This is a genomic window from Flavivirga aquatica (assembly GCF_001747085.1).
Classification (GTDB): domain Bacteria; phylum Bacteroidota; class Bacteroidia; order Flavobacteriales; family Flavobacteriaceae; genus Algibacter_C; species Algibacter_C aquatica.
On sequence record NZ_MDJD01000034.1, the window covers coordinates 313,780 to 326,684 of the forward strand.

Consider the following 12,905-nt stretch of genomic DNA (forward strand, 5'->3'; position numbering starts at 1 on the left):
ACTTAAATAAAAACTAAAAATGAACTTTAAAAACATCGTATTTGTAATTATTCTTTTAGCTATACAAATAGGTTTTTCACAATCTAAGGTCAGTGGAAAGATTGTAGACGAAAAGAATGCTCCAATACCAGGAGCCAATATAATTATTACAAATAAAGCTTCTGAAAAAAAAGGAGCTTCCACAGATTTTGAAGGAAATTTTAGCCTTCAACTAGATGAAAGTGGAACGTACAATTTAAAAGTAACTTTCATTGGTTTTAAAACGTATAAAATCTCAATTGAAGCCATAGCAAATCAGAATATAAACTTAGGAGTCATAACACTTAATGAGTCTCTTGAATCTTTACAATCTGTTGAAATTATTGGAAGAAAACGTAAAGATTATAATAGCGATTATTCCTTTTCGGCTACAAAAACAGCTATTAAAAATAAAGAGCTTCCGCAAGCAGTTGCAACTGTAACAAAAGAACTTCTTTCAGATCGTTTAGCCTTTCAACTACCAGATGCTGTAAAAACAGTAAGTAGCGTATCGGCTACGGGTTTATATAATCATTATAATATTAGAGGTATAACTCAAGGTGATGATGGACAAGTGCTTAATGGAATGCGTACACGACAGTATTACTTTTTACAACCCATTACCTCACACTTAGAACGTGTAGAAGTTATTAAAGGTCCAGCTTCGGTAACGTTTTCTAGTGCCGATCCTGGAGGAACTGTAAACATGGTAACTAAAAAGCCATTAGCAGAAAAAAGAAGTTCAATAGGTTTTACTACAGGGAGTTTTGGTACTCTTAGAGCGACTACAGATTTTACAGGACCATTAAATGATTCTAAAACTCTTTTATACCGTTTCAATGCAGCGTTTCAAGAAGCAGATTCTTTTAGAGATGTTGTAAATAACAATGCTATTTTAATTTCACCATCTTTTAGTTATGTGCCAAACGAGAACACATCGCTTAACGTTGAAATGATTTACAATGATGCTGAAGGAAATTTAGATAGAGGTCAGCCAATTTTTGGAGCCATTAATGGTGAGTTTGATTTGAATAGTACACCAATTACAAGGAATGTTGGTGCTTCAAACGACCATTACAAAACTAAAGAGGTTATATTTATGGCTAAATTTAATCAAAAGTTTACTGAAAACTTTGGTTTTAATGCTCAGTTTATGAAACAAACTTGGGATGAAGATTTAGCCGAGCATAGAGTGGATGGAACAGCAGTTAATATTGATGGCGATGTGATTCCTACACTTGCAAGAATGCGATACGATAGAAGACAACAATTTTGGGAAACAGATAACTTTAGTACTTATTTTAATTATGACATCAAAAAAGGCAACATTACCAATAAACTATTAGTTGGATATGATGCTACGCGATGGGAAAGGCAAATTGGAGCTGGATTTCTTCGAGCTAGGAGATATTTAACCGTTAGCGGTAGACAGTCTAATTTTGATGCAAGTAATCCAGATAATTTTCAACAAATGGTTGTAGATGGTGTAGTTATGCCAGTACCAGCTGTTCCGCATTTTAATTTAGAAAATCCTTTCAACGGCGCTAGAAATACAGATAGTTATAACCTTGCTGAATTAACAATACCAGCAAATTTAAATACTTCAAATGGTATATATATTCAAAATCAATTCAAAGTTGGGAAATTTTCAGCTTTAGTAAACTTAAGATATGAATGGTTTACAGACATATTTGATTATAAAGGTAATGAAGAAGAATTTAAGACTAGTGCTTTTGTTCCTAGACTTGGTTTAACCTGTGAAATAACAGATGAGATCAGTGCCTATGCAACTTATTTAGTTGGTTTTCAGCCGCATACTAACACCGTATCGTTATCACCTACAGCAGAAGGATTTTTCTGGGCAGCTTCACCAGGGAGATTTGATCCTTTAGAAAGTACCTTAACAGAAGTAGGTGCTAAAGGCGAATTTTTAAATGGTAAAATATTTGCCAACTTCGCAATTTTTGAAGTTACACAAAAAAATATATTACTTGGAGATACTTATAATTTAGATAACTTAACCACAAGAGGTGAGCAAAGAAGTAGAGGTTTTGAAACTGATATTTCAGGTTATGTATTACCTAATTTACAATTAACAATTTCCTATGGGTACACAGATGCTACCATTGAAGAAGATGCTGTTGAAGAATTTATAGGTGAACGCATAGGTGGAGCCCCAAAACATAATGCAAATTTTTGGGGTAGATACGATTTTAATTCAAACTCTATGTTAAAAGGAATAGGAATTGGTTTAGGCGCTCAATATGTAGACGATAAATATACTTGGTATAATCCAACATATGCTACTGCTAGAATATTATTACCCGAATATACAGTATTTGAAGGCGCTATATATTACAAGCCAAATAATACAAATATGCAGTTAACCATTAAAATAAACAATTTATTTAATAAAACGCATTGGTTAGGTGGTCTTAATCCTTCTAGATTAGGACCGGGTGTACCAAGAAATGTTTTACTAAATGCAACCTATAATTTTTAGTTTTCATGAAGAATACTATTGTTGTTTTATTAGGGAGGCAGTTTTTCAAGAAGACCTTTTTCACTAAAGGTCTTTTTGTACTGTTGTTGCTATTTTTAATAGTTTTAACTTATGTAACCATAAATGGTTGGAATGCTTTTGAAATGCATCACGATAGTGTAGAGCATCATCAAGAAGAATCAAGGGATAGTTGGGAGTCTAATCCCGATAAGCATCCACATAGAATGGCACATTTTGGTTCTTTTGTTTTTCGTATACAACACCCGTTGAGTATTTTCGACTCTGGTCTAGAAAGTTATACTGGAAATTCTATTTATTTAGAAGCGCATAAACAAAATACTGCAAATTTTTCTGAAGCAGCCTTGTCTACTGGTTTAGTGCGTTTTGGCGATTTAAATATTGCGTTATTATTGCAACTAATTTTGCCGTTAATTATCTTTTTTATTGGTTATGCGTCTATCACTTCAGAAAAAGAAAATAGGACATTAAAAATAATTTACCTTCAAGGCGCATCGATGAAACATATACTTTTAGGTAAAGCTTTAGGTTTGTTTTTGGTATCGACATTGTTTTTTGTGCCAGCTCTAATCGCTTTATGGGGGATCACTATTATAGAAAACCATAATATACATAGCGAAATTATTATGCGAGTATTTTTAATTACGGTTAGTTATGTGCTGTTTTTTATGGTGCTATGTTTTATAACGGTAATCATTTCTGCCAAAAGTGAAAACTCTAATAAATCTTTATTGAGTTTATTGGGGGGATGGTTGTTATTCTTTATAATTATCCCCAAAACAGCTCAAGTAGTTGGTAACTACCTACATCCAAATTTATCTAAAATTGAATTTAGGGAAGTGATTGAAACCGAAGTTGCTAAACAAGGAGATAGTCATAATCCAGACGATCCATATTTTAATAAAATACGTGATTCAATTTTAAAGGTGAATAATGTTACCAATGTAAAAGACTTACCATTTAATTACAGTGGATTTTTAATGAGCAAAGGCGAAGAACAAACGGCTAAAATTTATGCAAATCAGCATGACAAATTAATTAAAACCTATGAAAATCAAAATAGTATTACTACTAGTTTAGTGCTGTTTAATCCTTATCTAGCCATCAAAAATTTATCTATGGGGTTGTCAGGAACAGACTTTCATACATATACCAATTTTTTATCGCAAACAGAGCGTTATAGGTATGAACAATCACAATATATGAATAACCTTCAAATGAAATTTATTAGTAATAAAGCTAAAAGTAGCGAAGGAAAAGTACACGTTGTGGATAAAAGTTATTGGAAAGCTGCACCAAAGTTTAATTATGAATTTTTAGCTATTTCTGAAATTATGAAACATCAAGTTTTTTCAATATTAGCCTTGGGTATTTGGTTATTACTTACTATCGTTATTATGACAAATTTTTCTAACCGTTTTAAAATTATTTAATAATGTATATCTTATTGATTAAACAATTTTTCAGGTCGAAAACGGTATGGTTAGCATTCGGGATACTAATGATTTTGGGTGTTTTAAGCATTAGCACCGGAAAACGATTTTTATCTCAAAAAGAAGTAGCAATTACTAAGACCATTGCACAGCAGCAAAAACATCTTGAAACACAACAGCGTTTTCATAAAGACGATATTGGTTTACTGTCTTATTATCTAAAGTTTTCGTTTATAAATCCAATAAACCCTTTGGCAGGAATTTCAATTGGACAAAGTGATTTAAATTCGCATATACAAAGTGTAGGTATTGTGGCACTTGAAGGGCAAAAACATAATACTGATTTGGTAAACCCAATGCAACAACAAGTTGGAAATTTAGATATTAGCTTTCTTATTATTTTTCTTTTCCCATTGGTTGTTATTGCTTTAAATTTTAATCTGCTCTCAGATGAAGAAGAAAAAGGTACTTGGAAAATGATTACCATTCAGTCTAAATCTTCTTTTAGATTTTTACTAACCAAATTTTCTATTCGGTTAATGTTTGTTTTTCTCGTTTTAGGATTATTATTTATTGGCGCTAAAATTGTTTTGAATATTCCGTTTTCTAGCTATTTTTTCGCTATTGTGAGTATGAGTAGCTTATATCTTTTGTTCTGGTTTGCACTTTGCTTTTTTGTGATACTTTTACGAAAATCTTCAAATACCAATGCCATTGTATTATTGGCTAGCTGGTTATTACTAGTAGTTTTTCTACCTGTATTTGCGAGTAATTATATTAACAATAAATATCCTATTGATGAAGCATTTACTATGGTTATAAAACAAAGAGACGCTTACCATAAAAAATGGGACACCGATAAAAAGGAAACTTTAGAACGCTTTTATAAACATTACCCAAAATTGCGGAAATACGGATTTAAAACCGAAGGATTTTCATGGTTGTGGTATTTTGCAATGCAACAAATGGGAGATGACGACTCTAAAACCGAGAGAGATGCTCTGTATAATAAGATTAAGCAACGAGAGAAATTAAGCTATAAAATAAGCCGCTTCTTTCCGCCGTTACAGTTGCAACTTTCTATGAACGAGATAGCCAAAACCAGTTTGTCTAATCATGTAGATTTTTTAAATGCTACTACCGAGTTTCATGAAGCTATTCGCTTAGATTTATATCCTAAAATTTTTGAAGAGCACCATCCAGATACGATAGATTTTGAAAAATATAAACCTGAATTTTTCATACCTAAATCTAATTTTAGTTGGATAAAAAACATATTGCCAATGACTTTAATAACGATAATTATAGCTGGTTTTGCAGTTTTTAGAAACTTAAAGTATTTTAGATGATATGAAATCGAAAATAACCCTAGTTTTAAAATATCTGGACTATCATTCTATGTTATTTGTTTGAAGATCTTCTAAAGGGATAGATTCTGCCATAATATCTGCATTTTGTTTTCCTACTGCCCAATGACATCTTGCTCCATTGGATTTCTCTAACTCTGAGGACGCCATAGTAAAATACCCTAGTTTAGTTCTATCATACCTTCAAAGGCATAGTTGTTATCTCTATTAACCATGATCTTTCTTAAGTTGTTAATATTTTTATTTTAAGAAATAGATATCTACGGTTTCAAATTCCTAAGTCTGTATATTTTTTATTATATGGTATATAAGATGTAACTGTGTTATTGGATATAGATTTAACTAAATTAAATATTATAAATAAGGTTGGAACTTTTGGAGAAATAGTTATACCTAGATATAAAATAGGAAAGAAGGGATACTATAATAAAAATAAATAATATATTTGTAATAAAATAATATTTAAATGAAGGAATAAGTAACTTCGATTTAACTTGTCTTGAGTTTTTCATTTCTATTTAGACAAGCTAGACATATACTTATTATCTATTTTCTATGAAGAAACTAGATATTGAAAAGAATAAAATTTTGATTATAATGACTAAGCTTTTAATCTATGGATATTCCTTAAATATATAATTAAGTGTTATTTAAATTTAGAAAATATATTTATTCGATGAAATGCATATTAAAAATTATTAAAATTAAAAACTATAATAAATAACCTTGTATAAATAACTTTCCTGAATCTAGGTTGTCTTAATTCACTGTATTTCAGTAATTTATTTTGGCACGAGTTTTGTTTAGTTAACTAATGTAATTATAAATAATATTAATCAAGATTGGGTAAAACAAACCTTTATAATAGAAATTAATTATTAAAAATATTGAAATAAAATTGTATATTACAATAAATTGTATAGTTTTGTTACTCCAAATCATTAAAATTTAACCGTATGAAAATGAAAATTATTTTTTTAAGCTTTAGCCTTTTTTTAATAACAGGTATTAGTTTTGGTCAAAAGGGAAAAGAACCTAAAAGCATTATTACTAGAGGTAATTCAATTAAAAAATACCATAATAAGGAAGATCTTGAACGTATGAAAAAAGGTCAGCTCTTGGTATTATATAATGAGCGTATAGAAACACTTATTAGAACTTTACCTTATATTGCATTTGCAACTAAGCCAGGAGTTACAATGGTTACTTTAGGTATTCCAAATACTGATGATAATGTTAAAGCATTAGATAATCAGTTCGAAGCAACAGATAGTTTTATTGAAACGAACATGGAATTTCAAGGAAGATTATTACCGTATTCAGATAAAAGCGATTTAATGGCAGCTATTTTATTTTACGAAGAAATAATGAAATCATTACATGAATATAGTGAATATCATTAAAAACTAATTTATTAGTGATTTTGATTTGGTAAAATAAATTATCATTTTAAGTTAATTTGTTTTAAATAAAGTTATTTATCTTAAAATACATGAATTTATAATAATATAAGAAACACAAACCAATAGTTTGTGTTTCTTTGTTTTATATTATTTTTGTTAGGCTTTAAATTAAGTTAGTTAACGATTATATTTTGTAATTAATTTATTATATACAAAATATTTTTTTAGATTGTATTAATTATATTTAATTTTAAACATAAATCGTAGTTACTTTTTTGATTTATTTGTGTAATTATTTCCTTGATTTAGGTTTGCGACAAATTTTTAGTAGTGAATTCTCATTTTGGCTTTTTCGTTTTTAACCGAAAATGAGTTGAAATTTGTTCAGATTACGAATAGCATCACTATGTGTAAAAAGTAATAAAATATGAACGAATTTTAGACGTTTTTTATGAAATAGAAAAAGTCAATATAGCTTCATTATATATAAAGGTGTAAAATATTATTTATAGAGTTTTCTTATGTTTAAAAGATAATATATAAAATTGATTTTGCTTTTAACTTTGTTTTTGATATTACAACCTTGATTATGAAATAATAAAAATATTACAACAATTTTTTCTTTGTAATAATATTTTTAATTTTTTACGTTCTATCATTAATATAAAATGGAGAAATCCTTTCTTTTATATAAAAAAAATAAAACATAAAACTCTTTGAGAATATCCCTTATAATAAGCTGCTTTACAGTGGTTTGTTGTTTAAAATATATTGATAACTATGTGTCTTTAAAAATAAAACTCATTGTTTTTTTTGTGTATTTTGTCGAAATTATTGGTATTTCATGGATTTTTTTATATTTTTGAACATTATTAAGAATAAACCCTTATTTACTTTTAACAATAAATTACTTAACTATGAAAAACTTTACTAGAACAATATGGGTATTCCTTTTAGCAATAGGAACTGCTTTTGGTCAACAAGAAAAAGGAATAATAGGAGCCAATAACTGGTTAAATAACTGGACAGAATTTAATCCTAGTAAAAAAGAGTATAGCGAAGCTACGCAAATATTGACAGGTAATATAACAGAGGACACAAAGTTATATAAAAAGCACGTCTATTTATTATTAGGAAGTGTTTTTGTAACAAACAATGCTGTTCTTTCAATAGAGCCTGGTACTGTAATTATGGGAGATTTTGAATCTAAAGCATCTCTTACTATTACTAGAGGAGCTTCTATAGATGCACATGGCTTAGAAACAGATCCTATAGTGTTTACTTCAAATAGAAGTGTTAAAAGAGCTGGTGACTGGGGAGGTATAATAATATTAGGAGAAGCACCTATTAATAAATTTGGAGATGGCTCAGTAGCATCTTTTTATTCACAACTTGATCCTGCGTCTTATCAAAACACAAATTACGGAGGTACTAATGTTAATAGTAATTCAGGTATCTTAAGATATGTTAGGATTGAATATGCAGGAAAAAAAGTAAAAACTGCAGGTAATTTAAATGGTTTATTGTTAGCAGGTGTAGGGTATGCAACTATGCTGGAAAATATTATGGTGAGTTATTCAGAAGGAAATTCATTTGAGATTTTAGGCGGTAAAGTAGGTTTAGAGAAACTTGTTTCGTACAAATCAAGTGGTAATGATTTTAGATTTAACTTAGGGACACAATCTAAAATAAAAAATTCATTAGCTGTACGTTCACCTTATGTTTCTGGTCGTAATGGATCAAGATGTTTACAAGTTGTATCGTATGATAAGAAAGAAGGTATAGATTTTTCTAAAAGTGGAACATCAGTAGTTGCTAGAAACTTAACATTAGTAAATTATAGTGATAATATTAAGGATGATATTAAACAAGGTTTAGTTAAAGAAGCTATCTTTATAGGAGAAAATACTAAACTTGATATAAATAAAAGTGTTATTTCTGGTTTTAATCCAGCTGTATTGTTAGATGATAAAATTTGGATTAATCAAGAGAATTTAGATAGAATAAAATTTACCGACATGTATTTCAATAATTGTAATGGAAATATATTTACAGAATACAACTCTAATAATGAGGATTTAGAAAATTGGTATGGTAATAGTGCCTTTTTCAATGTTTATCATTCTAATGCAGATAATTCTGAAACGTTTATTGATTTAAATAATGATAGAAGACCAGATTTTAGGTTAAGAATTAACAAAATAATAGCATTAAACGATGTTAACTCAGAGGATTAATTATAAATAAAATGGTATATAAGAATAATTGATATTAAATTAATACAAAAAAACAACCAAAAAAACAAACCCCAAAAACTCTAACTCTCTAGAATCTTTATAACTTTCCTGTTATTATTCCTCCACTATAAAATAAATTTTCAGGAATTCCTTTTTGATTAAAAAATTTAGCAAATTAATGTTTTAATTTAAATACTATAAAACTTATAGTTTTATAGTATTTAAATGAGAAGAATAATTGTTTTATTATAGGAGTTTTGTTTTGTAAAGAAACAATATCTAATGAGAAAATTCACTGTAATATGCATTGCTGCTTTTGTTTTTATATCTCTAACAGGAAGTATGAATGCACAAATAGTAATTGATAGGCCTGTCATGGAGACTGTTAATGTTTGTGCTAGTGAAATTTTTAATAGCTATAAAGTTGAATTCGGTATTACTCCATCAGACTTTAATGCTAATAATCAATTTATTATAGAACTTTCAGATGCTTCGGGGAGTTTTGCTACACCTACTACAATATATACATCAAAAGAAGGGGAGTTTACAGAAGAAGATGTTGTTTTATATTTTTCGGTACCAAAAACTATAGGAGGCGTAGCTTATAAAATAAGAGTAAAAAGCACATCTCCAGCAGTTTTTAGTCAAAATTCAAGAGCTTTTTCTGCATATTTTAAAATTCATGACGAGCCCTTCACTATTAATAATTTTATTTCAACAGCCGTTTATTGTGCAGGAGGTAGTTATGTATTAACTATAGATGAATCTGGACCTGATAATAATTCGCCTTTAGATTATCCTGGTCTAACGTATAATTGGTATAGAGAAATAACTCTAACGACATCAGATTTTATCTCTACAGGGGAAACCTTAACAGTTAATGAACCAGGAACTTATTTTGTTGAAACCAATTATGGATCATGTACTTCAAGGTCTTTATCAAAATCAACTAGAGTAACCGTTAGTGAAGCAACTACAGCTACGGTTAGCTCTATAAATTCTAGTTTAGGAAATCCTTTTTGTTTAGGAGACGGTTCTACAACATTAAGTACAACTGCAGGTGATACTTATCAATGGTTTAAAGATGGCACTCCAATTTCAGGAGCAACAAACCAAACACATGTAACGAATGAATCAGGTGTATATTCTGTAAATATTAATTTTGGAGGCTGTTCGGCAAGTGCGACTATAGATTTAAATAGTAATGAATTTACAAGTAGTATTGATGTAGATACATCAGAGCCTAATATTGTTGAAGCAGGAGAAAGTCTGATTGCTACGGTTATAACTACAGCAAATAGCCCTGAGTATGAGTGGTATTTAAATGGTTCTATAATTTCGGGAGCAACTAATAATAGTTTTGAGGCGACAGAAGAAGGTAATTATAAAGCTGTAGTAACTCAAACGGTAGGATGTATATCATCAAGTGAATTTATTTTTGAAATAACAGAAGCTATAGATCCATTTCCAGATGTAGCTAACATACCAAATTTGATAAGTCCTAATAATGATGGAGTCAATGATACTTGGGTTATACCTAAAGAATATATAAGTGGAACTAACACAGAAATAATGATATTAACTCCTCAAGGAGAAATAGTTTTTCAAACAAATGATTACCAAAATAATTGGCCTGAAGATTTAGATTTTAAAGAAATAAATCCAGTGTATTACTATATAATAATGCCACAGGATCAAAAAATAAAAAAAGGCACTATAACCATAATTAAGTAAAGTGAAAAAATATTTGTTACATATTGTTCTATTTTTCTGCTTGGTGCAGATCTCTCACTCTCAAGAAGAACAAGATGGTGTTATTGCTTTTTCCTTACCTGTAAGAAATTCATTAAAGTTTAATAGATATGCTATCAATCCTACTTTTAGCTTTGTAAGAGAGCAAAATAAATATATTAGTATATATAATAAAAGAGAATGGACTCCATTTGATGATGCTCCGCAGACTTATTTATTTAGTTATGCAGGAAGATTTAGAGAAAATATAGGTGTTGGCGTTGCATTATTTCAGCAAAACTATGGTCTATTAACAACTTTTGGAGGTATATTAAATTTCGCTTATAATGCTGTTTTAGAAAGAGAAAGTAATTTGACTTTTGGAGTCAATTTAGGTGTTTATAATAGTGGAATAAATGAAGGTAAAATTATTGTGAATGATGTTAACGATCCATCACTGCAAAATATCCCTTCAAATTTATTACTTACGGCAAACCCAGGAATAAATTACGGAACAGATTTTTTCGATTTTGGTATATCTGTAAATAACCTCGTTTTATATAATATTAACACATCTACACTTATAGAAGATAACCCAGAACAAAATGTTCAAGCTCATGTAATGTACACAGGGTATGTTAATAGCAGAGGCTTTTTTGACGAAAGTAAATTTACTGGATTAGTAAGATCTGAATTTAAAAAAGATATAACAGTTATATCGGGAGGTATGATGTTAACAGTTCCAAAGGGTATTTGGGGACAAGCAGGATATAATACTTTATATGGTATATCAGCAGGCGTAGGTTTCAATATTAGTTCTCAAATTGCTGTAGAATATAATTATGAAAAGGCTGTTGGTGACTTAACAGCTTTTGGTAATTCTCATGAAATTACTTTAGCATATAAATTTAAAAATAGATATAGATATAATTATAGTGGTGATGATGAAGAAGAAGGAATTATAATTCCTACTAAAAGAAAAAGAAAGGTTAATGCAGTAAGACAGAGTGTTTCTTCAGCGTCTAAAGTAGATAGAAAAGCTATAGCAGAAGCTAAAGCTAAAGAAAGAGCAGCAGCAGCAGCAAGATTGAAAGCTAAGTCGGAAACTAGAGCTAAATTAGCAGCAGCAGCTAAAGAAAGAAACGAAGCAAAAATAAATCAAGATAAAGCAGAACAAGATGCTAAGGCAGCCGCAGAAGAAGCAGCAAGATTAAAAGCAGAGCAAGATGCTAAGGGCAGCCGCAGAAGAAGCAGCAAGATTGAAAGCAGAACAAGATGCTAAGGCTAATAAATTACGTAGTGTACCAGTACCAACAGATCAGGTAACAGTAGAAATGAATAACATAACAAGATTAACTGAAGGTGCTAAAACGAGACAGAAAGATTTATTAATTAGGTTACAGGAAACAGTAGCAAGTAAAGAGAAAGATCTTAAAGATTTAAAAGAGGAAAATGATTTAAGCGAAAGAGGTATCGTTAAAGGTCCTAAACCATTTAGAAGTGTAACAGCAGAAAAACGAGTTCTTGAAGCCTTAAAAGTAGAAATTGATGAAGCTATTAAATCTCAAAATGAACAGGTTAGAGAATTAGAGGGATTATATAAAGAAAGGCTTGAAAAGGTATCTAGTCCAACAGACGAAACCAATATTTTTTATAAAGCAAAGATTCAAGAATTAAAGACTGAACAATTTCAGACTATAAAATTAAAATTAGACTTAATTTCTAAATTAGACGAAATTAAAGTAGAGACTGAAATAGAAAGAAAAAGAAGAATTAAAAAAGCTTCTTTCGATAATGAACAGGACAAATATTTAAAGGATAGAGCTACTTTAAATAAAATAAAACAAAATACAGCTATAAGTAGTACACCTTTAACATCTAAAGATTTTGATTTTGGTCAAAAGCAAAGTGGAAACATTCAAATTATTAAAAATGTTAAAAATGTAGAAAGCGGTTATTATTTAGTAATTGCTGTACATAGTAATGTAACAAAAAGAGATGACTTTTTAAGAAAAACGGTAGCATCAGGACAAGCTAACATAAACTTTTTCTATGATGTTACAACAAGTAAATATTTCATCTATTATGATAAATTTGATAACCTAAGTCAGGCTCAAAAAGCTATGATATCGAAAGGTAGTAAACCATACAATAGTGAAATGTCTATGGTTAAAATTGAAAATTAGAAATAAAAT

General features: G+C 29.4%; 9 protein-coding genes. 8 read left to right on the forward strand and 1 reads right to left on the reverse strand.

All coding sequences use genetic code 11. From position 1 onward, the window contains the following. Positions 1 to 19: 19 nt before the first annotated feature. From A8C32_RS07625 to A8C32_RS07635, 3 genes are read left to right on the forward strand one after another with little or no spacing between them, the layout of a single operon-like run. On the forward strand, positions 20 to 2,521 hold the full coding sequence (locus A8C32_RS07625; protein WP_069829837.1) for a TonB-dependent receptor: 2,502 nt from the start codon (positions 20 to 22) through the stop codon (positions 2,519 to 2,521). 5 nt (positions 2,522 to 2,526) lie between these two features. Beyond that, on the forward strand, positions 2,527 to 3,972 hold the full coding sequence (locus A8C32_RS07630; RefSeq protein WP_069829838.1) for an ABC transporter permease: 1,446 nt from the start codon (positions 2,527 to 2,529) through the stop codon (positions 3,970 to 3,972). Between the two features lie 2 nt (positions 3,973 to 3,974). After that, positions 3,975 to 5,321 carry a DUF3526 domain-containing protein gene (locus A8C32_RS07635; RefSeq protein WP_069829839.1) on the forward strand — a complete coding sequence of 449 codons (1,347 nt, stop codon included), beginning with the start codon at positions 3,975 to 3,977 and terminating at the stop codon, positions 5,319 to 5,321. 42 nt (positions 5,322 to 5,363) lie between these two features. Here the strand turns inward: A8C32_RS07635 and A8C32_RS21265 are convergent, their stop codons facing one another. After that, complete coding sequence (locus A8C32_RS21265) at positions 5,364 to 5,489, reverse strand: hypothetical protein (protein ID WP_276205019.1); 126 nt, start codon at positions 5,487 to 5,489, stop codon at positions 5,364 to 5,366. Between the two features lie 812 nt (positions 5,490 to 6,301). On the opposite strand from A8C32_RS21265, the gene A8C32_RS07640 reads away from it, so the two are divergent. The 5 genes from A8C32_RS07640 to A8C32_RS21070 all read left to right on the forward strand — a co-directional run bounded on the left by A8C32_RS07640 (position 6,302) and on the right by A8C32_RS21070 (position 12,896). After that, positions 6,302 to 6,742, forward strand: a complete 441-nt coding sequence (locus A8C32_RS07640) for a hypothetical protein (protein WP_349267234.1) — start codon at positions 6,302 to 6,304, stop codon at positions 6,740 to 6,742. A 917-nt stretch (positions 6,743 to 7,659) separates the two neighbouring features. Then, the gene (locus A8C32_RS07645; RefSeq protein WP_069829841.1) at positions 7,660 to 8,979 is read left to right on the forward strand and encodes a hypothetical protein; all 1,320 of its coding nucleotides are present in this window, start codon (positions 7,660 to 7,662) and stop codon (positions 8,977 to 8,979) included. A gap of 282 nt (positions 8,980 to 9,261) precedes the next feature. Further along, a complete protein-coding gene (locus A8C32_RS07650; protein ID WP_069829842.1) occupies positions 9,262 to 10,713 on the forward strand; it encodes a T9SS type B sorting domain-containing protein in 1,452 nt (483 codons plus the stop codon). Positions 10,714 to 10,756: 43 nt separating this feature from the next. Then, positions 10,757 to 11,992, forward strand: coding sequence for a PorP/SprF family type IX secretion system membrane protein (locus tag A8C32_RS21065; protein ID WP_240491712.1), 1,236 nt, complete (start codon positions 10,757 to 10,759; stop codon positions 11,990 to 11,992). Further along, entirely contained in the window at positions 11,937 to 12,896 is a 960-nt protein-coding gene (locus tag A8C32_RS21070; RefSeq protein ID WP_069829844.1) for a coiled-coil domain-containing protein, read from the forward strand. The genes A8C32_RS21065 and A8C32_RS21070 overlap by 56 nt, the downstream gene beginning before the upstream one ends. Positions 12,897 to 12,905: the final 9 nt, after the last annotated feature.